This window comes from Rhodothalassium salexigens DSM 2132 (assembly GCF_004341375.1).
Lineage (GTDB): Bacteria > Pseudomonadota > Alphaproteobacteria > Sphingomonadales > Rhodothalassiaceae > Rhodothalassium > Rhodothalassium salexigens.
The window spans coordinates 22,286-43,429 of sequence record NZ_SLXO01000011.1 but is presented as its reverse complement, the minus strand read 5'-3'; the positions used below and the strand labels follow the sequence as shown (position 1 = coordinate 43,429).

The window sequence follows — 21,144 nt, the reverse complement described above, 5'->3', positions numbered from 1 at the left end:
CTCGGCCTGGCGGTCGCGTTCGGCCTGCTCTGCCTCGCGACGCTGCTGTTCGCGCTCAGCTTCCGCCTGGCGCGCCTGCAACGCCTGGCGCTCGGCGGCGCGTTCGCGCAACACGTCGATCGACTGCGCCATCAGACCGATATCGTCATGACGGTCGGTGCCCGGGATATCCTGGGTATAGTCGCCGCTGGCAACCGCGCCCAAGCTTGCGCGCAGGGCGCCGAGCCGGCCGCTGAGCCCGCGCGCGATCACCAATGCCAGCCCCGCGGTCACCACCAGGATCACCCCGGCGGCGCCGGCCTGTTCCCAGGTCAGCGCGGCGACCTGCTCGTCCACATCGTTGACATAAAAGCCGGTGCCGACGACCCACTGCCAATCCGGCACCAATTCCACCGATGTGAGCTTCGGCGACGGTTCGGTCTCGCCCGGCTTGTTCCAGTAATAATCGTCGAAGGCATGGCCGCCGTTCCGCACCTTGTCAGTGAACGACACGAACATCGCCTTGCCATAAACGTCCAACAGGTTGCTGGCATCCGTGCCGCGCAAGTCGTCGCTGGGATGGTAGAGAACCCGATAGTCCAGATCGTTTATCCAGAAATAGCCCTTGCCATTGTCGTACTGAAGCGCTGCCACCGCATCTATGGCGCGCTTTTGCGCCGTCTCCACATCGATTTCGCCCGCATCGGCCATATTTTTATAATGCAGGATCGTTTCATAGGCGATGTCGGTCAGGGCCTTGATCGTTTCGCGCTTTTCTTCCATGAACTGTTGTTTATAAGGCGCGACGGCGTTCACCGTCAGGACGATGAAGCCGAGCAACATCAAGCCTTGCAGGGCGATCAGCGCGTTCTTGATCGACAAGAATCGGGACATGGGGCAGGCACTCTTCTGCAAAGACAAAAATTCGATATTTAAGCTTCAATATACTCAATTACTTAATAAAAAATTACTTGACGAAACCCGCTATCGGCCACCATCCAGCAAATTTTTACTATATTGTTTCAAAATTTGCGCCATTTAAAGGCACATCGACGGGCGGGCAAGCCTGCGACCAAGGTCGCATAGGTTTGACCGCTCCACCCTTCGACAGGGACGGCGAGAGTGGTAAACTCGTTGCCGTCGATCACTGCAAGCTGCCGGGCTAGCGCGAGGCGCAGCCAAAGGCAGCGCCATGCAATCCAGGGGAGGACTTGATGGCTGACGACGCCCGTTATCCCGTTCCCGATGCCGCCCGGGGCGAAACCCGATGCTCGGCGGCCGATTACGACCGACTGTATCGACGGTCGATCGAAGATCCCGACGCCTTCTGGGCCGAACACGCCCAGCGCCTGGATTGGATCAAGCCTTTCTCAAAAACCAAGAACGCCCGCTTCGACGGCGACGTGCCGATCAAATGGTTCGAGGACGGCACGCTCAACGCCTGCGTCCAGTGCGTCGACCGGCACCTGCCGGCGAAAGCCAACGACTCGGCGATCATCTGGGAAGGCGACAATCCCGCCTATCACCACTCGATCACCTACGGCCAGCTCTACCGGCACGTCTGCCGCATGGCCAATGTGCTCAAGCATCTGGGCGTCAAGAAAGGCGATCGGGTGACCATTTACATGCCGATGATCCCCGAGGTCGCCTATGCCATGCTCGCCTGTGCGCGCATCGGTGCCGTGCACTCGGTGGTGTTCGGCGGTTTCAGCCCCGAAGCGCTCGCCGGCCGGATCGAGGATTGCGGCTCCACCTTCGTGATCACCGCCGACCAGGGCGTGCGCGGCGGCAAGGCCGTGCCGCTGAAAAAGAACGTCGACAAGGCTTTGGAACACGCCCGGGGCGTCAAGGACGTGTTGATCGTCCGCCACACCGGCGCCGACATCGACTGGTTCGAGGAGCGCGACCACTGGTACCACGAATTGTCGCTGTTGGTGCCGTCCGACTGCGAGCCCGAGGAGATGAGCGCCGAGGATCCGCTGTTCATCCTCTACACCTCGGGCTCCACCGGCAGCCCCAAGGGCGTGCTGCACACCACCGGCGGCTATATGGTGTGGGCGTCGATGACCCACGAATATGTCTTCGACTACCGCCCCGACGAGGTCTATTGGTGCACCGCCGACGTGGGCTGGGTGACCGGCCACAGCTACATCGTCTATGGCCCGCTGGCCAACGGCGCGACCACCTTGATGTTCGAGGGCGTGCCCACCTATCCCGGCATCGACCGCATGTGGCGGATCGTCAACAAGCACAATGTGAACATCCTCTACACCGCGCCGACGGCGATCCGCGCGCTGATGCGCGAGGGCGACGAGCCGGTGACCAAGCACGACCGCTCGTCGCTGCGCCTGCTCGGCTCGGTGGGCGAGCCCATTAACCCCGAAGCCTGGTCCTGGTTCCACGAGGTGGTCGGCGAAGGCCGCTGCCCGATCGTCGACACCTGGTGGCAGACCGAGACCGGCGGCATCATGATCACCCCGCTGCCCGGCGCCACCGAGCTCAAGCCCGGCTCGGCGACCCGGCCGTTCTTCGGCGTCGAGCCCGCCCTGGTGGACAATGAAGGCCATCTGGTCGAGGACCTGGTGGGCGAGGGCAATCTGGTCATCCGCGACAGTTGGCCGGGCCAAGCGCGCACCGTGTTCGGCGACCATGAGCGGTTCAAACAGACCTATTTCTCGGCCTTTCCGGGCTATTACTTCACCGGCGACGGCGCCAAGCGCGACGCCGACGGCTATTACTGGATCACCGGCCGGGTCGACGATGTGCTCAACGTCTCGGGCCACCGGCTCGGCACCGCCGAGATCGAATCGGCCCTGGTGGCGCACCGGTTGGTCTCGGAGGCCGCGGTGGTCGGCTACCCGCACGAGATGAAGGGTCAGGGCATCTATTGCTATGTGACGCTCAACGCCGGGCTGGAGCCGACCGAGGATCTGGGCCGCGAGCTGCGCGCCTGGGTGCGCCAGGAAATCGGCCCCGTCGCGACGCCGGACCTGTTTCACTTCACCCCGGCGCTGCCCAAGACCCGATCGGGCAAGATCATGCGCCGGATCCTGCGCAAGATCGCCGAGAACGAGTTCTCCAATCTGGGCGACACCTCGACGCTCGCCGACCCCGGCGTGGTCGACGACTTGATCGAAGGGCGGCTGAACCGATAGGTCTGAACGGCGGGGGCGGGATGGCCCGGGGTCGGCGATGCCCGACAACACCATGCCCGCCCAAGCGCCTCAAGCCTCGGTCGGGCACCGCCCCGGCCTGGACAGAAAGCCCGTGACCCTGGCCATGACGACCATCGTCATCAGCGACGACCATCCGCTGTTCCGCGACGCCCTCGCCGCCGCGGTACGCCGGGTCGCCCCCGGCGCCAAGATCCGCGAGGCCGCCAGCCTGGCCAAAACCCGCGCCCATCTGGCCGAGACGCCGGCAGCACTGGTGCTGTTGGACCTGCACATGGACGACAGCGACGGCTTCGCCGGGCTGGTCGGCATTCAACACGACTTCCCCGCCGTGCCGGTGGCGGTGGTGTCGGCCAGCGACAGCGCCGGGGTGATCGCCCGCGCCATCGGCTTCGGCGCCGCCGGCTTCATCCCCAAGGCGTCGGGGCTGGAGACCATCTGCGCCGCCCTCGACGCGATTCTCGGCGGCGCGGTGTGGACACCGCCGGGCTTCGACCCGACCGCCGCCGACGCCGAAACCGACGAGACCGCGGCGCGCCTCGCCACCCTCACCCCGGCCCAGGTGCGCGTGCTGCTCGGCCTGCGCCGCGGCCGGCTCAACAAGCAGATCGCCTATGACATGGGCATCACCGAAGCGACGGTGAAAGCCCATGTGACCGCGATCTTCCGCAAGCTCGGCGTGCTCAACCGCACCCAGGCGGTGCTCGCCGCCGACGTGCTCGACGTCGATCCCGACACGGTCACCGACGGCGCCTGAGCGCTCAGACCAACAGCAAAAGCCCGAGCGCCAGATAGCCGAGCGCGATGACGACGGTGGGCGGTAGGCGCATCGCCGGCCACCAGATCGGCGCCAAGCCTGCCCCGACCGCCACCCGGTCCAGCACCAGTAACAGCGGAAACAGCACCGCCAGCCCCAGATACGCCATCCACAAGGGCTGGGCCGCCACCGCCCAACCGGCCAGGGCCGGCACCACCGACCAGGCCAGATGACGCTGGACCACGGCGCGTTGGGCAGCAGCCCCCGCCGCGCATGCCAACCCCCAATGCGCGCCGGCCACGAACGACACGATCACCGCGCCATAGACCGCCACGGCGCGCAGCCACAGGCCGTCGAGCCCCGGCCAGCGGACCAGCAACGCCATCAACGCCGCCAGCACCGGCAGCGTCCCCGACAGGGCCAGAAACAACGCGAAACGAGGTGGGCGGGCCAGCGACATGGGGTCGTTCTCCTTCGTTCAGGAAGCGCGCCGTCGGATCGAAACTCTGCTCCGATCCATCTGGATCGGCCGGGACAGAACCCAAGATGCAAGAGATGAGCGTATTGTAGCGCCCGGATCGACCGCCATAAGCGAACCGCTCCGACCGCAAAGGCTCTAACGACATCGCCGCATCGTGAAAAGAGACTGGCTTTGCGGCAAAGCGTCTTGACTCGAACCTCTGGGCGGCAATAGGGTCCGCGCTTCGAGTGCGCGGGCCATGCGGCCGCGTTCAGCACCGGTTTTGACCACAGTCGCCCCGTTGACCACCGTCGCTCCGCCGTGGCGCGGCGTCAATGGGCGGCCCTTGATGTAGGTAGGGACCCGAACCATGGCCGTTCCCAAAAGGAAAACTTCGCGCATGCGCCGCGGCAACCGGCGCGCCCATGATGCGCTCAAGCCGATGAACATCCAGGAAGACGCCCACACCGGCGAATATGTCCTGCGCCACCATGTGGACCTGAAGACCGGCATGTACCGCGGTCGCCAGGTGATCGAACAGGCCCGGGACGACGACGAGTTCTGAGCCTCCGGGGCCGGGGTCGTCGCACCCCGCCCGGCCGCCCAGGGCCCAGCGTCGGGTCGAGACCGACCGGGACAAACGTCCCGTGTTGACCGGGCGTCCGCTCAGATACCGTCGGCACCTTGCGGCGCGCCCGCCGTTGCGGCGTGGGCCTGACCAAAGATCGACGCGCCGGCCCGGCCTTGCCGCGGCCGGTTTTGTCGTTGGCCGCCCGCTCCGGGCGGCGGTCATCGATCCCACCACCGGCCCTCCGCCATGGCCCGAGCGCCCGCACACGAGGCAGGGTCCGTTGATCGAGACGCCCGCGGCTCGGCGCCGGTCGCCAGCAGTTCAGCCGTCGCCGGGCGTGCTGGCATCGCCGGTCCCGGCGATCAGGGCGGCGGCACGGTCCAGAAGCCGTTCGCGGTCAGGCGCGAAGCCAGCCGCCACCCAGTCCCGTTCCAGCCGCTTGAGCAGCCGGCCGACGCCCGGGCCCGGCGTCAGGCCAAGCGCCAGCAGATCGCGCCCGCCGAGCGGAAAGCGCGGACAGGCCAGGGCGCCGACCGCGGTCACGGCCGCAGCACTGCGCGCGTCATCGAGTCGGGCGTCGAGCAGCAGCCGATCGACGACGGCCGCACGCCCATCCCAATAGACCGCCTCGGCGAGCGTCCGGGCGTCGGCCGTGCCGGGCGGGTCAGCCAGATCAGGCGGCGCGCCCAAGGCGGCCCCCAAGCGCGCCGTCGCCGCCCTGGACAGCCGCAACGACCGACCGAGCGCGCGCGCGCGCTTCTCCGCCGCCGGTGTCGTGCCGTCCGCGCCCTCGGGCCCGACCAGGGCGGCCAGCCGGCGTTCCGCCGCAACCGCCACCCCGGCCTGCCGCTCTCGGGCGACCAAGCGGGCGAGCCGGGCCGCAGCCGCACCGGATGCGGCCACCGGCAGTACCGCCGCCAGCACGCCGGCCCGAGCCATGGCGGCGACCGATGCGCCGGGGTCGGGCGCACCCAGCAGGCGCACGACCTCACCGCCGACCCGTTCGGCCGACAGTCGGCCCAAAAGCCCGCGATGCGCGGCGCAGGCGGCGACCGCGGCGGGGTCGGGCGCGCCGGCGCCGTACCAGGCGTGGAACCGGAAGAAGCGCAAAATGCGCAAGCCATCTTCTTCGATCCGCGCGGCGGCGTCGCCGATGAAACGGACCCGTCCCGAGCGCGCGTCGGCGATGCCGCCGGTATAGTCGTAAATGTGACCGGCAGCGTCGGCGTAGAGCGCGTTCATGGTGAAGTCGCGCCGCCGGGCGTCGGCGCGCCAGTCGTCGGTGAACGCCACGGTGGCGTAGCGCCCGTCGGTCGCCAGGTCGTGGCGCAGGGTGGTCACCTCGAATCCGTGGCCCTCGGCGACCACCGTCACCGTGCCGTGGTCGAGCCCGGTGGGGTGCGCCGCGAGCCCGGCAGCGCGCACCCGCTCGATCACCGTTTCGGGCCCGTGCACGGTGGCGATGTCGATATCCTGTACCGGCCGGCCGAGCAGCGCGTCGCGCACCGCCCCGCCCACATAACGCGCCGCCCCGGCGCCAAGGGCGGTCAACACCGTGACCGCCGGCGGCTGGCCCGGCCAGGCGGCCGGCACCACCGCGTCGGTCAGGCCGTCGTCGCCGCCGGCCGCGGCGTCTTTCGCCCGGTGATCCGCGCCTTCGCCCGCTCCTTTACTCATCGCGCTCAAGACCGCGGCACCGGCGCGGCGGCCGGCCCGGTGGACGTTTCGACAACCGCGCCGGACCCGCCGGGCGTCGACAGCACGTGCACCAGATTGACCAGCATGGCGGCGGTCGCGCCCCAGATCAGATGCTCGCCATACGGGATGGCGTAAAAGCCACGTTCCCGGCCGCGCCAGGTGCGCGTGCGCCACTGGTGGTTGGCGCGATCCATGACGAAGGCCAGGGGCACCTCGAACACCGCGGCCACCTCGGCCGGGTCGGGGATGGGCACGAACGGCGCGCGCACCGTGGCCACCACCGGCGTCACCGAAAAGCCGGTCGCCGTGTTATAGGGCGCCAGCCGGCCGAGCAGGCGCGACCGGTCGCGCGGCAGCCCGACCTCTTCCTCGGCCTCGCGCAGGGCGGCGGTGACCACGTCGGGGTCTTCCGGGTCGACCCGACCGCCGGGGAACGCCACCTGTCCCGAATGCCGCTTGAGCGCCCGGGTGCGCCGGGTCAGCAACACGGTCACGTCGCCGGGGTGGACGATCAACGGCACCAGCACGGCGGCCGCGCGCCGAGCCAGCCGCGCCTCGGCGGCGGTCTGGCCATCCGGCAGCATGTCGGCGTCGCCGACCAGCGGGCCGGCCACCGGCGCGGCCCAAGGCTTGGACAGGCGGGCCAGCAACTCGGCGGACACAGCAGACCCCGGGGCAGACCCCGGGGCAGACCCCGGGGCAGACCCGGTGGCAGGGGCAGGGGGAGCGCCGGCGGCGTGCGTCATGCCGCCGCCTCGTCGACCCGGCCGAGCGGGAAGAAGCTGCCTTCCGACCAGACGCCCAGATAGGTCCCGTCGTCGAGCCGTTCCTCGACCGCGATTTCGACCAGATCGTAGAACACCGGCCGGTTGATCAATCCGTGCAGACGGTCGCGTATGCGCAAATAGGGCGTCGGCTCGCCGCCCGCTCGGTGATGTTCGACCCAAATGGGGTGGTCCGAATCGGCAATCACCACATCTTCCGTCAGGGTCCGAAACACCAGCCGCTGGTCGGCGCCGGCGCCGCTGCGCCCCAGGCCGACGACCAGAAACGGCGCGTCGTCCACCTGAATGCCCAGCTTCTCCACCGGCGTGACCAGATAGGTCTTGCCGTCGTCGTCGCGACGCAGAACGCTGGAAAACAGCCGTACCATGGCCGGTCGGGTGATCGGCGAGCCTTGATAGTACCAGGTGCCGTCACGCGCGATACGTATGTCGATATCGCCGCAGAACCGCGGATTCCAATCGTGCACCGGTGGCGCCGGACGCTGTTTGACCTGGGCCACCAGCCCCTCGAGCCCAGGCGCCACGGCGGGCGCTTGCGACGTTTCGGCCGGACGAGACTCGTCAACCATGGCTTGGCTTCCCTGACACTGTTACGCCCTTTATATAGGAAGAAACCCTCGCTTGGTCTAACGCTACCCGACCCGTCGAGGCCGGTGGACGTCGACCCGGTGGGCAGACGCCCGGCGCCACAGCAAGGCCCGGCGCAACAGAGAGGCATGGCATGGCTCCCCAGGACAGCGCGACCGCCCCAGACGGCGCAACCGCCACACCCGCGAGCGACATCAGCGTCGAGACCGCCGAGGCCACCGCCGCCCGGGTGCGGGCCGCGCGCGCCGAGATCGGCCGGGTCATCTTCGGCCAGGACGCGGTGGTCGACCAGGTGCTGATCACCGTGCTGTCGGGCGGCCACGCGCTCCTGGTCGGCGTGCCGGGGCTCGCCAAGACGCTGCTGGTGGAGACGCTGGGCACCGTGCTCGGGCTCGACGAACGGCGCGTCCAGTTCACCCCCGACCTGCTGCCCGCCGATATCATCGGCTCGGAAGTGCTCGACGAGGACGAGACCGGCAAGCGTCACTTCCGGTTCATCCCCGGGCCGATCTTCAGCCGCCTGTTGATGGCCGACGAGATCAACCGCGCCAGCCCGCGCACCCAGTCGGCGCTGTTGCAGGCGATGCAGGAAGGCGAGGTGTCGGTGGCCGGCACCCGCCACCCGCTGCCGCGACCGTTCCACGTGCTGGCGACCCAGAACCCGATCGAACAGGAAGGCACCTACCCGCTGCCCGAAGCGCAGCTCGACCGGTTCCTGATGCAGGTCAATGTGGACTATCCCGACCGCGACGCCGAACGCCAGGTGCTGCTGGCCACCACCGGCACCGAGCGCGCGCGCGCCCAAGCGGTGTTCGACGCCCAGGCCCTGACCGCCGCGCAGGCCCTGGTGCGTCAGTTGCCGGTGCCCGACAGCGTGGTCGAAGCGATCCTCGACCTGGTGCGCGGCGCCCGGCCCGACGCCGGCGACGCCGACATCGTCTGGGGGCCGGGCCCTCGCGCCGCCCAGGCGCTGATGCTGGGGACCCGTGCGCGCGCGCTGCTCGACGGCCGGCTGGCGCCGTCGGTGGACGATGTGGTCGCCCTGGCCCAGCCGGTGCTGCGCCACCGCATGGCATTGAGCTTCCGGGCCTTGGCGGAGGGCCGCAGCACCGATCAGGTGATCGGGGGCTTGGCCGAAACGCTTTGACCCCGCCCATCGCCACATTGCGCGCACGGCTCGGGCAGCGCTGGCGCCCGGCCGGAAGCGGCCAGCCATCGGGCGCCGATGCCGCCCAGGCCCAGCCGTTCGACGCCCTGCTGGCCCAGGCGCACCAGTTGGCCCGCGCCTGCCCGCCGCTCAACGCCCGGGTCAGTCCCTTGGGCCCGGTGGTCGGGCGCGGCGCCCACGGCCGCCGGCGCGCCGGCCCCGGCGACAGTTTCTGGCAGTATCGCGGCTTCCACGAAGGCGACCGGTCGAGCGACATCGACTGGCGCCGCTCGGCGCGCGCCGACGGCCAACTTTATGTGCGCCAGACCGAATGGGAGACGCCGCAGACCATCTGGCTGTGGTGCGACCCCTCGCCGTCCATGGATTTCGCCGAGGGCGGGCCGCAGACCAAGGCCGACCGGGCGCTGGTGCTGACCCTGGCGCTCGCCGCCATGGCCGGCGAAGCGGGCGAAAAACTGGGCTTCTACACCGCCCACCGGCGCGCCACCGGCGGCCGGCTGGGGCTCGACCGGATCGCCCGCGCGGCCGAAAGCCGGCGCGGCACCGACCAGCCGGCCTGCCCGGCCCCGGCGCCGATTTCGCGCCACAGCCACCTGGTGCTGGTCGGCGATTTCCTCGGCCCACCGGCCGAGATCGAAGCGGCGCTGACCCGGCTGACCGCCGCCGGCGTCCAGGGCCATCTGGTCCAGGTGCTCGACCCGGCGGAGGAGGATTTCCCCTATCGCGGCCGGGTCCGGCTGACCGGGCTTGAGGCCGGCGACGGGTCCGAGGTGCTCGACCGTGCCGAGGACCTGCGCGACGCCTATCGCCGCCGCCTCGCCGCCTGGCAGCAGACCCTGGCGCGGCTGACCGGCCGGGTCGGCTGGAGCTTCACCGTCCACCGCACCGACCGCCCGGCTCTCAACGCGCTGTTGACCGTCGCCCAGACCATGGCCGCCGCGCGCCCCGGCAGCGCCGGCCACGGTCACAGCCACAATCGCGGGAGCCGCTGAGCCATGCTCGGCGCCCTGAGCTTTTCGAGCCCGGCGCTGTTGCTGGCGCTCGCCGGTCTGGTCGGGCTCTATTTCATCATCCGCGCCCTGCCGTCCGAGCCGCGCGAACGGCGCTTCCCGGCGATCCGGCTGTTGCGCGACATCGGCCCCGCCGACCCGCCGCCCATGCGCACACCGCCCTGGCTGTGGCTGCTGCGCCTGCTTGCCGCCGGGCTGTTGATCCTTGGCCTGGCCGGGCCGGTGCTCGACCGCAGCGACGACCTCGCCGGAACCGGGCCGGTGCTGCTGGTGCTGGACAATGGCTGGCAGGCGGCGGCGCGCTTCGACGACCGGCGCACCGCCCTCGACCGGCTGGCCCAAAAGGCGGCGCGCGCCGGCCGCGGCGTGCGCCTGATCACCACCGCGCCGCCGCCCGGCGGCTGGACCGGCGGCACCGACGCAGCGCTTGCCGACGCAGCCCTGGCCGACGCCACCACCGCCGCGCAGCTGAGCGCCCGGCTCGCCGACCTGGCGGTCCGCCCCTGGTCGCCCGCGCCCGAACCGGTGGCCCGACGCATCGACGCCGCCCTCGACCGCGGCGAGATCGCCACCGGCGGCGCGGTCTATTATCTGTCCGACGGCGTCGCCCATGACGGCAGCGACCGGCTGCTGGCCACGCTGGCGCGCGCCGGCCGGCTGACCGTGCTCACCGACGCCCCGACCCGGCCGCCCCTGGGCCTGCGCGGGGTCGAGCGCACCGGCACGGCGCTCGCCGCCACCCTGGTGCGCCCGCCGCGCAACTTCGAACAATCGGTGACGCTCCACGCCCGCGGTGGCGACGGCCGGCTGCTGGCCGAGGCGACCGCCCGGTTCGCCGCCGGCGCGCGCACCGCCACCGCCCGCGTCGAGCTGCCGCCGGCGCTGCGCAACGAGGTCCGCCGGCTCGACCTGGCCGACCAGGCGAGCGCCGGCACCACGCTGCTGCTCGACGCGCGGGCGGTGCGGCCCGATGTGGGGCTGGTGGGCGCCGGAGTGACGCCGCTGCGCTCGCCGCTGTTTTATCTGTCGCGGGCGCTCGAACCGTTCGCCGCCGTGCGCCAGGGTGAGATCGACGGCCTGATCGACGGCGGCGTCGCCATGCTCATGCTCGCCGATGTGGGCGAGGTGGCGGCCCAGACCCGCCGCCGGCTCAGCGACTGGATCGGCCAGGGCGGGGTGCTGATCCGCTTCGCCGGGCCGCGCCTGGCCAATGCCGACGACGGGCTGTTGCCGGTGCGCCTGCGCTCGGGCGACCGGGCGTTCGGCGGCGCGCTCAGCTGGTCCGAGCCGCAAGCCCTGGGCCGGTTTCCCGACGACAGCCCGTTCGCCGGCCTCGACCCGGGCGAGCGGGTCACCGTGACCCGGCAATTGCTGGCCGTGCCGTCGGCGGACCTGGCGGGAAAGACCTGGGCGCAACTGGCCGACGGCACGCCGCTGGTGACCGCCGAACGGCGCGGCGACGGCTGGCTGGTGCTGGTGCACACCTCGGCCAATCCCGACTGGTCGAACCTGGTGCTCAACGGGGTGTTTGTGGACATGCTCAAGCGTTTGGTGACCCTCGCCGAGCCCGGCCAGCGCGCGCTGGCGGGCCAGGGCCCCGAGCGGCTGGTGCCGGCCCAGACCCTCGACGGCTTCGGCCGGCTGGGCCCCGCCGACCCGCGCGTCGCGCCGCTGAGCCTGGCGCAATTGGACGAGACCCCGGCCGGGCCCCGCCACCCGCCGGGCTATTACGGTCCCGAAGGGGCGGCGCTGGCGCTCAACCTGATGGGGCCGGCCGGGCCGATCGACGACCGCTTCCGGCTGGACGATCTGGACGCCGAGACCGAGCCGCTGCTGGCCGCCACCCGGGGCGACCGGGCGCTGGCGCCGCCGCTCCTCGCCCTGGTGGCGGTGCTGCTGGCGGTCGACGGTCTGGTCGGGCTGTGGCTGCGCGGGCGCCTGGGCGTGCCCGGCCGCCGCTGGCGCCCCGGCGCCGCCGCACTCCTCGCCCTGACCGTGGCGGCCGGCCTGGTGGCCGGCGGCGCGCCGGCGACCGCGCAAGAGCCGCCCGGCGACGACCGACTGGACGACGCCTATGCGCTCCACGCCACCGAGGCGACCCGGCTTGCCTATGTGACCACCGGCGACCCGGAGGTCGACGCCCTGTCGCGCGCCGGCCTGGTCGGGCTCGGCCGGGTATTGACCCTGCGCACGGCGGTGCAGGTGGGCGCGCCGCAAGCGGTCGACCCGGCCCAAGACCCGCTGATGCTGTTCCCGCTGATCTACTGGCCGGTGCCCCAGGGCGGCGGCGGGCTGGGGCCGGCGGCCCGGGCGCGGCTCAACGCCTATCTGCGCGGCGGCGGCATCGTGCTGTTCGACACCGGCGCCGGCAGCGGCCCGATCGGCATCGACACCGGCGACGGCACAAGGCTGCGCGCGCTGCTCGACGGCGTCGACGTGCCGCCGCTGATGGCGGTGACCAGCGACCATGTGCTGGCGCGGTCCTTCTATCTGCTGCGCACCTTCCCCGGCCGGCTGAGCGATACCACCCTGTGGGTCGAACGCGGCACCGAGCGCGCCGACGGCGGCGTGTCGCCGCTGATCGTGGGCCAGGCCGACTGGGCGGCGGCCTGGGCGGTGGACGACCAGGGCCGCTATATGGTCGCCAGCCTGCCCGGCGGGACCCAGCAGCGCGAGATGGCGCTGCGCTTCGGCGTCAACGCGGTCATGTACGCGCTCACCGGCACCTACAAGGCCGACAGCCTGCACCTGCCGACCGTGCTCGAACGGCTGGGGGAATAGGCCATGGACGCCGCCGATATCGCCTTCGACCCGTTGCTGCCGCTGTGGGCGCTGGCCTTGTTGGGCGCGGCGGCGCTGGCCCCGGCGCTGATCAGCCTGGCGGCGCGGGCGCGCGGCGGGCTGGCACGGCTGACCCTGGGGCTGGCGGTGGTCGCCCTGCTCGCCGGGCCGATGCTGGTCCAAGAACGCCGCGAGAGCCTGCCGCGCCACGTGCTGATCGCCAGCGACCGCAGCGAAAGCATGACCCTTGGCCAACGCCGGGCGCAGGCCGACGCCGCGGCCGCCCGGTTGAACGCCGCGCTCGACGACGCCGGCGACCTGATCGTCCACCGGGTCGACATCCCGCAGGCCGCCGACGGCACCCGGCTGTTCGGTCCGCTGGCCCGCGCGCTCAAGGAGGTGCCGGCCGACCGGCTGGCCGGCGTGGTGGCGATCACCGACGGCCAGATCCACGACACGCCCGAGCCGCTGGCAGCACTCGACGCGCCGTTCCACGCGCTGGTCGCCGGCGCCCCCGGCTTCACCGACCGGCGCATCGACCTGGTCACCGCGCCGCGCTATGCCCTGGTCGACAAGCGCACACCGCTGACCGTGCGCATCGAGGAAGACAATCTGGCCACCCAAGGCGCCGTGTCGGTGTCGGTGCGGGTCGACGGCGAGCGCCGGCCGGGACTGCGCGGGCGCGTCGGCCAGGACTTGACCGTGCCGGTGCGCCCCGAACGGCGCGGCGAAACGCTGGTGGAAATCGCCGTCGAGCCGGCGCCGGGCGAGACCTTCCTGGGCAACAACCGGGTGATCCTCAAGCTCAACGCGGTGCGCGACCGGCTCAAGGTGCTGCTGATCTCAGGCGAGCCCCATGTGGGCGAGCGGGTCTGGCGCCAGGCGCTCAAGGCCGACCCGGCGGTCGACCTGGTGCACTTTACCATCCTGCGCCTGCCCGACAGCCGCGACCTGACCCCCGAATCCGAACTGTCACTGATCCCGTTCCCGACCCAGCGCCTGTTCGAGCGCCAGTTGGACGATTTCGACCTGGTGATCTTCGACCGCTACAGCCGCCGCGCCGTGCTGGAGCGCCAGCACCTGTTCAACCTGGTCGAGTTCGTCGAGACCGGCGGCGCGATCCTGATCTCCACCGGGCCCGAGTTCGCCGAAGCGTCGAGCCTGTTCCGCACGCCGCTGCGGCCGATCCTGCCGGCGGCGCCCACCGGGCAGATGTTGGCCGAAGCCTACCGCCCGACGGTCACCGACCTGGGCGCGCGCCACCCCGTCACCGCGCCGCTGGCCGCCGACCAGGACCGCTGGGGGCGCTGGTTCCGGGTCATGGAGGCGGCGGTGCTCGGCGGCGACGTGTTGATGGAGGGGCCGGCGGCGCGGCCGCTTCTGGTGCTGTCGCGGGTCGGCGAGGGGCGCATCGCGCAGATCCTGTCCGACCAGATCTGGCTGTGGGCGCGCGGCGTCGAAGGCGGCGGGCCCGACCAGCAATTGCTGCGCCGCACCGCCCACTGGCTGATGAAGGAACCCGATCTGGAAGAAGAGGCCCTGTCGGCCCAGGCGCTGGCCGGCCAGCGGATCGAGATCCACCGCCGCAGCCTCGGCCAGGCCGCCGGCACGGTCACCGTCAGCGGCCCGCTGCGCGCGGCCGATACCGGCGTGGACCAAGCCGTCAGCTTGCGCGAAACCGCGCCGGGCCAGGCGGTGGGCGTCACCGAGGTGCCCCGGCGCGGGCTCTACCGGGTCCGCGACGGCGAGCGCGAGGCCCTGGTGGCGGTGGGCCTGGACAGCGCCGCCGAGTATGCCGCGCTCAAACCGAGTGCCACGGCGCTGACACCGCTGGCCGAGCGCACCGGCGGCGGGGTGTTCTGGCTTGCCGAGGCGATCCCCGAGGTGCGCCGGGTCGGCGCACGCGACCGCCGCGCCGGCCCCGGCTGGCTGGGCCTGACCCGCGAGCGGGCCGAACGCGTGGTCGCGGTCGAACAACGCCCGCTCTTGCCCGCCTGGGCGTGGCTGGTGCTGGTGGGCGGTCTGCTGGTCGGCGTCTGGATGCGCGAGAGCCGCTGAGCGGCATGCGCGGCGTCTTCGGTCCTCGCCCACCCCTGATCGCTGCCCAACCGCCCCCGACCGTGCCCGGCCGCCCGCCAGCGGTCGAAAGCGGTCGGGAGCGGTCGGGAGCCCACAACTTGGCCATGATTTCAGAGCTTGTTAACGTGGATGCCCGTAGCGTTCGGCAACCATCAGCGGAGTGGCGCATGGCGCAAGCACCCGATCAGTCCGGGTACCGGATCGACCCCGACGACCTGCCCTTTTTCGCCTCGGAAAAACGGCTTCATATCCGTGCGTTCCGCCATTGGGAGCGATTGCTGGACGGCACCACCCTGCCGGCCGCGCCCGACACCGACGACGCCGACTTCGCGCCGTTTGCCGACTATTTTTGCCACATCGACCTGACCGGCGACAGCGACCGCATCGTCGCCACCGGGGCCAAACTGGCCGCCGTGTCGGGCGGCACCTATGCCGGTTGGACGCCGGCGTCGGTGCCCGACGAGCTGCTGCTCGGCCGCGTGCTGCGCCACATCGACGAGGTGCTGGAGGCCGCAGCCCCGGTCGGGCTCGACGCCGAATTGGACCTGGACACCGACCTGGTGCTGCCGTTTCGCGCCATCCTGCTGCCGTTCGCCGCCCAAGGCACCGCGCTGACCAGCGTCATCGCGGTGGTCAGTTGGAAGGAAACGGTGATCGAGCAATCCGGCTACACGCCGCTCGCCTCCAATGACGGTTTCGACGTGGGCGGCGGGCCCGGCGGCGACGAACTGCTTGAAGACATGGCGGCCCTGATCGCCGACGAAGCCCCCGATGCACCGGTAACGACCGGGCACAGCGACAGCGCCGATGCCGCCGCCCTGGTCGCCGGCCTGACCCCGTTGACACCGGCCGATCAGCAGCCCGCCGACCCCACGGCGGCCTGGCTGCTGCTGGCTCGGCCGGGCGCCGATGGCAAGCCCGAAATCGTCGGCCGTCTGGACGTCGACGCGCCCGACCTGGTTGCCGAAGCGGTTCGCCGCACTGCACAAAAACGCCAAGCATCATAATGGCTTAGCGGGGCCTTTTAAGGGCCTAATTTACTGGACGCCCGGTGCCGTTTGCGCCAAAGTGCCGGCCGTTCGCCGACTTTCGTACCTTGACCCGGGGACCCGGACCCCATGACCTTGTGGCAGACCAAAGACGCAATCATCGCCCATGTGATGGATCGCGCACGTAACAAGCTGAAGCAAAACGGCAAAGACCCGCTGCTCCGCTTTCTCGACATCCTGTTCTCCAACGCCGCCGCCGACGATCTGGACGCCAAATCGCCCGAGGCCCTGTTGGCGCTCGGGCGCTATCTTTGGCAGTTGGGCGAGACCCGGCGCCCCGGCGAACCGCTGGTGGAGGTGTTCAACGCCCGCACCGACAGCCATGGCTGGACCACGCCGCACACGAGCGTGGCGATCGTCAACGACGACATGCCGTTCCTGGTCGACTCGATCACCGGCGCGCTGGGCACCACGCTGCGCTACCGCATCCACGAGCTGCACCACCCGATCGTGCGCGTCGACCGCGACGACGGCGGCCGCCGCACCGCGCTTCTGGGGCCGGTGGATTATGGCAACGGCACCGCCCGCCGCCCCGCGGGCCAAGAGTCCATCGTCTATGTGGAGATCGACGAGGAGTCGGACCCCGCCGCGCTCGCCCGTATCGAGGCGACGCTGCGCGCGACGCTGGCCGATGTGCGCCTGGCGGTGACCGACTGGAAAGCGATGCTGGCCAAGATCGACGAGACCGCCGCGTCGCTGACCGTCAATCCGCCACCCATCGACGACGAGGGCGTATCGGAAGCGATCCGCTTCCTGCGCTGGATGGGCAGTGACAACTATACCTTCCTGGGCTTTCGCGAATATTATTTCGACGGCGAACCGGAGACCGCCACCTTCAAGACCGACAATGACAGCGGTCTGGGCATCTTGCGCGATCCGTCGCGCAACATCGTCCGCGGCCAACACGGCTACACCGCCATCTCGCCCGAGGTGCGCGATTTTCTGAGCCGGCCGGAAATGCCGCTCATGGTCACCAAGGCGAACCGCAAGTCGACCGTGCACCGGCCGGTTCATCTGGATTATGTGTCGCTCAAGATCTACGACGCCCGCCAGCGGGTGGTCGGCGAACGCCGGTTCGTCGGCCTGTTCACCGCCCGGGCCTATGCGGAATCGGTCAGCGACACGCCGTGGCTGCGGGTCAAGGTGCGGACCGTCCAGGAACAGGCCGGCTTCGACCCGCGCAGCCATGCCGGCAAGGTATTGGCCCACATTCTGGAGACCTTCCCGCGCGACGAGTTGTTCCAGATTGACGAAGACCTGCTGCTGTCGATCTCGACCCAGGTGATGCACCTGCTCGAACGGCCGCGCCCGCACCTCTTCCTGCGCCGCGACCGGTTCGAACGCTTCGTCTCGGCGCTGATCTATGTGCCGCGCGACAACTTCAAGAGCGGCCTGCGCCGCAAGGCCGCCGACCTGTTGTGCGCGGCGTTCAACGGCGAGGTTTCGGTACATTATGCACAACTGTCCGACGACCCCTTGGGCCGCTGGCACTACATCATCCGCACCAAGCCCGGCCAGGTGCCCGAGGTGGACGAGAAAAAGCTCAACGAGGAGCTGATCGAAGCCGCCAAGACCTGGTCGGAACGGCTGCGCGAACAACTGGTCCAACGCCACGGCGAGGAAGAGGGCAACCAACTGTTCCACGACTGGTCGGACAGCTTCTCGTTCAGCTATCGCGAGGATTTTCCCCCCGCCCGCGCCATCGAGGACATCGCCCGGCTGGCCCGCTTGCACGCCGACCGGCCGGTGGACTTCGCCGTCTATCACCGCCCCGGCGATCCCGCCGACGCGGTGCGGCTGAAGATCTACACCCGCGAACGCACGGTGCCGCTGTCGCGCTGTATGCCGATGCTCGAACATGCCGGCTTCAACGTGATCAGCGAACACGCCTATGAGCTGAGCGGGCCGCGCGCCGGGTCGATCTACGACTTCGACCTGAGCTGGCCGCACGGCGCCGTCGACTGGGCCCAGGCACGCACCCTGGTCGAAGACCTGTTGAACGCCGTCTGGCTCGACCGGGTCGCCGACGACCGGTTCAACGCCCTGGTGGTGCCCACCGGGCTGGACTGCCGCCAGGTGACGGTGATCCGCGCCTATGCGCGCTATCTGCGCCAGTTGAACGTGCCCTATGGCACCAACGCGCTGGCCCGGGCGCTGATCGACAACCCGACCATCACCCGGCTTTTGTTCGAGCGGTTCGAGGCCCAGTTGCGCCCCGACTTCGGCCCCCGGGACGGGGCACCGGCCGATGCCGACGCCGCCGATACCAGCGACGACAGGGCCGCGCGCGACGCCCGGGTCGCCGACATCGAAGACCGCTTCCAAGCCGCGCTCGAAGCGGTCGAGAGCCTGCAACACGACCGGGTGCTGCGCGCCTTCAACCACGCCATCGCCGCCACCTTGCGGACCAATTTCTGGGGCGAGTATGGCGACGCCTTCGCCGACGGGCTGAACACCGCGCTGGCGCTCAAGATCCGCACCGGCGAAATCGAAGAAGCACCGCGCCCGCGTCCCTGGGCCGAGATCTTCGTCTATTCGTCGCGGCTGGAGGGCGTCCACCTGCGCGGCGGCCCGGTGGCGCGCGGCGGCCTGCGCTGGTCCGACCGGGGCGAGGATTTCCGTACCGAGATCCTCGACCTGATGAAGGCGCAGCAGGTCAAGAACGCGGTCATCGTGCCGGTGGGTGCCAAGGGCGGCTTTGTGCCGACCCGGCTCGACCGGCTGGGCCGCGACCAACGCCAGGGCGAGGGCGAGGCCTGCTATCGCATCTTCATCCAGACGCTGCTGTCGGTGACCGACAATCTGGACGGCGACACGGTGGTGCCGCCGGCGCGCGTGGTACGCCGCGACGACGACGACCCCTATCTGGTGGTCGCCGCCGACAAGGGCACGGCGCGCTTCTCCGACACCGCCAACGGCATCGCCGAGGCGCGCGGCTTCTGGCTGGGCGACGCCTTCGCGTCCGGCGGGTCGAAGGGCTATGACCACAAGAAGATGGGCATCACCGCGCGCGGCGCCTGGGTGTCGGTGCAACGCCACTTCCGCGAGATGGGCCTGAACGTCCAGACCGACCCGATCGACGTGATCGGCATCGGCGACATGGGCGGCGACGTGTTCGGCAACGGCATGCTGCTGTCCAAGACCATCCGGCTGAAGGCGGCGTTCAACCATCTGCACATCTTCCTCGACCCCGATCCCGACCCGGCGACCGCGTGGACCGAACGCAAGCGGCTGTTCGACGGCCCGGCGTCGGGCTGGGCCGACTATGACCCGGCGCTGATCTCGACCGGCGGCGGGGTGTTTCGCCGCGACGCCAAGTCGATCCGGCTGACGCCCGAAATCCAGGCGTTCCTGGGCGTCGACGACACCACCCTGACGCCGAGCCAGTTGATCCACCGCATCCTGCTGGCCCAGGCGGACCTGTTGTGGATCGGCGGCATCGGTACCTATGTGAAGGCCGCGCACCAGTCCCATTCGCAAGTGGGCGACCGGGCCAATGACGACCTGCGCGTCGACGGCTGCCAGTTGCGCGTCAAAGCGGTGGGCGAGGGCGGCAATCTGGGCATGACCCAGGCCGGGCGGATCGAGTTCGCGCGCGCCGGCGGCCGGCTGAACACCGACTTCATCGACAATTCGGCCGGCGTCGACAGTTCCGACAAGGAAGTGAACATCAAGATCCTGCTCAAGGACGCCGCGGTCAATGAGGGCCTGTCGGGCCCCGACCGCGACGCCCTGCTGGTTGAGATGACCGACGATGTGGCGAACCTGGTGCTGGAGGACAATTATCTCCAGACGCTGGCGATTTCGGTCGCCGAGCACCAGGCGGTCAAGGATCGCGAACTGCACGCCGGCCTGATCCGCACGCTGGAGAAGGAAGGCGCGTTCGAGCGCGATCTGGCCAACCTGCCGAGCGAGGAACAATTCTCCGAACTGGCGCTCAACCAAAGCGGCCTGACCCGGCCGGAGATCGCCACGTTGATGTCCTATGCCAAGCTGTCATTGACCGCGATCCTGACCCCGAGCCCGATGATGGACGAGGCGATCCTGCAACCGAGCCTGGATTGGGGCTTTCCTGCCGCGCTGCGCGAGCGCTATGCGGCCCTGATCGCGCGCCACCGGCTGCGCCGCGAGATCGTCGCCACGATCACCGCCAACGACGTGATCAACCGGGGCGGCCTGACCTTCGTCTACGAAATCCGCCAGGAGACCGGCCTCGGCGTCGAGCAGATCACCGCCGCCTTCACGGTGGTGCGCTACGCCTTCGACCTGGACCGGGTGTGGGCCGGGATCGACGGGCTCGACAACCAAGTGCCCGCGGCGGTGCAGTTGGACATGCACCGCTCGGTGGCCACGTTCCTGCGCCACCAGACCACCTGGTTCCTGCGCAACGCGCCGCGCCCGCTGGACATGGGCGCGCTGATCGACCGCTACGGCCCGGCCGCCGGCGAATTGTTCGCCGCCCCCGAAAGCGTGCTGTCCGCCGACCTGGCCGAAGCGTTCGAGGCCCGGGTCGCCGAGTGGACCGAGCCCGGCGTGCCCGACGCGTTGGCGCGGCTGGTCACGGCGTTCGAGTTCCTGCCCTTCGCCACCGATATCGTCCAGGTGGCGCACAGCCTCGACCGGTCGGTGGCCGATGTGGGCCGGGCCTATTTCGACGCCGGCGACCGCTTAGGGTTCGACTGGTTGCGCCGCGCCGCCAACAGCCTCGGCACCGACGACCATTGGGATCGGCTGGCCGCCGGCGCGGTGCTCGACGATGTGGCCGACCAGCAGCGCGAACTGACCCAGGCGGTGCTTGAAGAACACCATGACGCGGGCGCGGAAAAGGCGGTCGAAGACTGGCTGGCCGAGCGCGAATTGACCCTGGTGCGCACCGACCGACTGTTGGGCGACCTGAAAGGGTCGGGGCAGTTGACGGTCGCCAAGCTCAGCTTCGCCGCGCGCCACCTGCGCTCGATCCTCAGCCGGGCGGTGATCCCGTCATAAGCGGCCCATGCCGGGGCCGCCAAGACGGCCCCGGCCCAGCAGACCCCGACACGCAAAGCC

At 70.3% G+C, this 21,144-nt stretch carries 14 protein-coding genes; 9 read left to right on the top strand and 5 right to left on the bottom strand.

Annotation, left to right across the window (positions count from 1 at the left end):
• The coding region (locus EV659_RS12745; RefSeq protein WP_132709275.1) for a cache domain-containing protein at nucleotides 1-873 on the bottom strand (873 nt) is incomplete at its 3' end.
• A gap of 320 nt (nucleotides 874-1,193) precedes the next feature.
• Here EV659_RS12745 and acs point away from each other — a divergent pair.
• The gene (gene acs, locus EV659_RS12740; protein WP_132709274.1) at nucleotides 1,194-3,134 is read left to right on the top strand and encodes an acetate--CoA ligase; all 1,941 of its coding nucleotides are present in this window, start codon (nucleotides 1,194-1,196) and stop codon (nucleotides 3,132-3,134) included.
• Nucleotides 3,135-3,258: 124 nt separating this feature from the next.
• Nucleotides 3,259-3,909, top strand: coding sequence for a response regulator (locus tag EV659_RS12735; RefSeq protein ID WP_132709322.1), 651 nt, complete (start codon nucleotides 3,259-3,261; stop codon nucleotides 3,907-3,909).
• Between the two features lie 4 nt (nucleotides 3,910-3,913).
• Here EV659_RS12735 and EV659_RS12730 read toward each other — a convergent pair whose 3' ends face one another.
• Nucleotides 3,914-4,369 (bottom strand): DUF3429 domain-containing protein, encoded by a 456-nt coding sequence (locus tag EV659_RS12730; protein WP_132709273.1) that lies wholly within the window; start codon nucleotides 4,367-4,369, stop codon nucleotides 3,914-3,916.
• 370 nt (nucleotides 4,370-4,739) lie between these two features.
• Here EV659_RS12730 and rpmF point away from each other — a divergent pair, with 370 nt between their 5' ends.
• Nucleotides 4,740-4,934, top strand: a complete 195-nt coding sequence (gene rpmF / locus EV659_RS12725) for a 50S ribosomal protein L32 (protein ID WP_132709272.1) — start codon at nucleotides 4,740-4,742, stop codon at nucleotides 4,932-4,934.
• A 327-nt stretch (nucleotides 4,935-5,261) separates the two neighbouring features.
• Here the strand turns inward: rpmF and EV659_RS12720 are convergent, their stop codons facing one another.
• From EV659_RS12720 to EV659_RS12710, 3 genes are all read right to left on the bottom strand, one after another.
• Nucleotides 5,262-6,617 carry a CCA tRNA nucleotidyltransferase gene (locus EV659_RS12720; protein WP_132709271.1) on the bottom strand — a complete coding sequence of 452 codons (1,356 nt, stop codon included), beginning with the start codon at nucleotides 6,615-6,617 and terminating at the stop codon, nucleotides 5,262-5,264.
• Nucleotides 6,618-6,622: 5 nt separating this feature from the next.
• A complete protein-coding gene (locus EV659_RS12715) occupies nucleotides 6,623-7,300 on the bottom strand; it encodes a CoA pyrophosphatase (protein ID WP_200287552.1) in 678 nt (225 codons plus the stop codon).
• A gap of 80 nt (nucleotides 7,301-7,380) precedes the next feature.
• Nucleotides 7,381-7,992, bottom strand: a complete 612-nt coding sequence (locus tag EV659_RS12710) for a DUF1285 domain-containing protein (protein WP_132709269.1) — start codon at nucleotides 7,990-7,992, stop codon at nucleotides 7,381-7,383.
• Nucleotides 7,993-8,144: 152 nt separating this feature from the next.
• Between EV659_RS12710 and EV659_RS12705 the strand changes: the two genes are divergently transcribed.
• The 6 genes from EV659_RS12705 to EV659_RS12680 all read left to right on the top strand — a co-directional run bounded on the left by EV659_RS12705 (nucleotide 8,145) and on the right by EV659_RS12680 (nucleotide 21,084).
• Complete coding sequence (locus EV659_RS12705; RefSeq protein WP_132709268.1) at nucleotides 8,145-9,158, top strand: AAA family ATPase; 1,014 nt, start codon at nucleotides 8,145-8,147, stop codon at nucleotides 9,156-9,158.
• Nucleotides 9,155-10,171, top strand: a complete 1,017-nt coding sequence (locus tag EV659_RS12700) for a DUF58 domain-containing protein (protein ID WP_132709267.1) — start codon at nucleotides 9,155-9,157, stop codon at nucleotides 10,169-10,171. The genes EV659_RS12705 and EV659_RS12700 overlap by 4 nt, the downstream gene beginning before the upstream one ends.
• Before the next feature lie 3 nt (nucleotides 10,172-10,174).
• Nucleotides 10,175-12,970, top strand: a complete 2,796-nt coding sequence (locus tag EV659_RS12695) for a DUF4159 domain-containing protein (RefSeq protein ID WP_132709266.1) — start codon at nucleotides 10,175-10,177, stop codon at nucleotides 12,968-12,970.
• 3 nt (nucleotides 12,971-12,973) lie between these two features.
• A complete protein-coding gene (locus EV659_RS12690; protein ID WP_132709265.1) occupies nucleotides 12,974-15,028 on the top strand; it encodes a hypothetical protein in 2,055 nt (684 codons plus the stop codon).
• A 188-nt stretch (nucleotides 15,029-15,216) separates the two neighbouring features.
• Nucleotides 15,217-16,056 carry a PAS domain-containing protein gene (locus EV659_RS12685; RefSeq protein WP_132709264.1) on the top strand — a complete coding sequence of 280 codons (840 nt, stop codon included), beginning with the start codon at nucleotides 15,217-15,219 and terminating at the stop codon, nucleotides 16,054-16,056.
• 111 nt (nucleotides 16,057-16,167) lie between these two features.
• The gene (locus EV659_RS12680; RefSeq protein ID WP_132709263.1) at nucleotides 16,168-21,084 is read left to right on the top strand and encodes an NAD-glutamate dehydrogenase; all 4,917 of its coding nucleotides are present in this window, start codon (nucleotides 16,168-16,170) and stop codon (nucleotides 21,082-21,084) included.
• Nucleotides 21,085-21,144 lie beyond the last annotated feature (60 nt).

What these genes read in the sequence shown, in the direction of transcription:
- EV659_RS12720 (WP_132709271.1), bottom strand. Translation starts at nt 6,617, where the DNA reads ATGAGTAAAGGAGCGGGCGAAGGCGCGGATCACCGGGCGAAAGACGCC.
- EV659_RS12695 (WP_132709266.1), top strand. Translation starts at nt 10,175, where the DNA reads ATGCTCGGCGCCCTGAGCTTTTCGAGCCCGGCGCTGTTGCTGGCGCTC.
- EV659_RS12685 (WP_132709264.1), top strand. Translation starts at nt 15,217, where the DNA reads ATGGCGCAAGCACCCGATCAGTCCGGGTACCGGATCGACCCCGACGAC.
- acs (WP_132709274.1), top strand. Translation starts at nt 1,194, where the DNA reads ATGGCTGACGACGCCCGTTATCCCGTTCCCGATGCCGCCCGGGGCGAA.
- EV659_RS12690 (WP_132709265.1), top strand. Translation starts at nt 12,974, where the DNA reads ATGGACGCCGCCGATATCGCCTTCGACCCGTTGCTGCCGCTGTGGGCG.
- EV659_RS12730 (WP_132709273.1), bottom strand. Translation starts at nt 4,369, where the DNA reads ATGTCGCTGGCCCGCCCACCTCGTTTCGCGTTGTTTCTGGCCCTGTCG.
- EV659_RS12705 (WP_132709268.1), top strand. Translation starts at nt 8,145, where the DNA reads ATGGCTCCCCAGGACAGCGCGACCGCCCCAGACGGCGCAACCGCCACA.
- EV659_RS12680 (WP_132709263.1), top strand. Translation starts at nt 16,168, where the DNA reads ATGACCTTGTGGCAGACCAAAGACGCAATCATCGCCCATGTGATGGAT.
- rpmF (WP_132709272.1), top strand. Translation starts at nt 4,740, where the DNA reads ATGGCCGTTCCCAAAAGGAAAACTTCGCGCATGCGCCGCGGCAACCGG.
- EV659_RS12735 (WP_132709322.1), top strand. Translation starts at nt 3,259, where the DNA reads ATGACGACCATCGTCATCAGCGACGACCATCCGCTGTTCCGCGACGCC.
- EV659_RS12710 (WP_132709269.1), bottom strand. Translation starts at nt 7,992, where the DNA reads ATGGTTGACGAGTCTCGTCCGGCCGAAACGTCGCAAGCGCCCGCCGTG.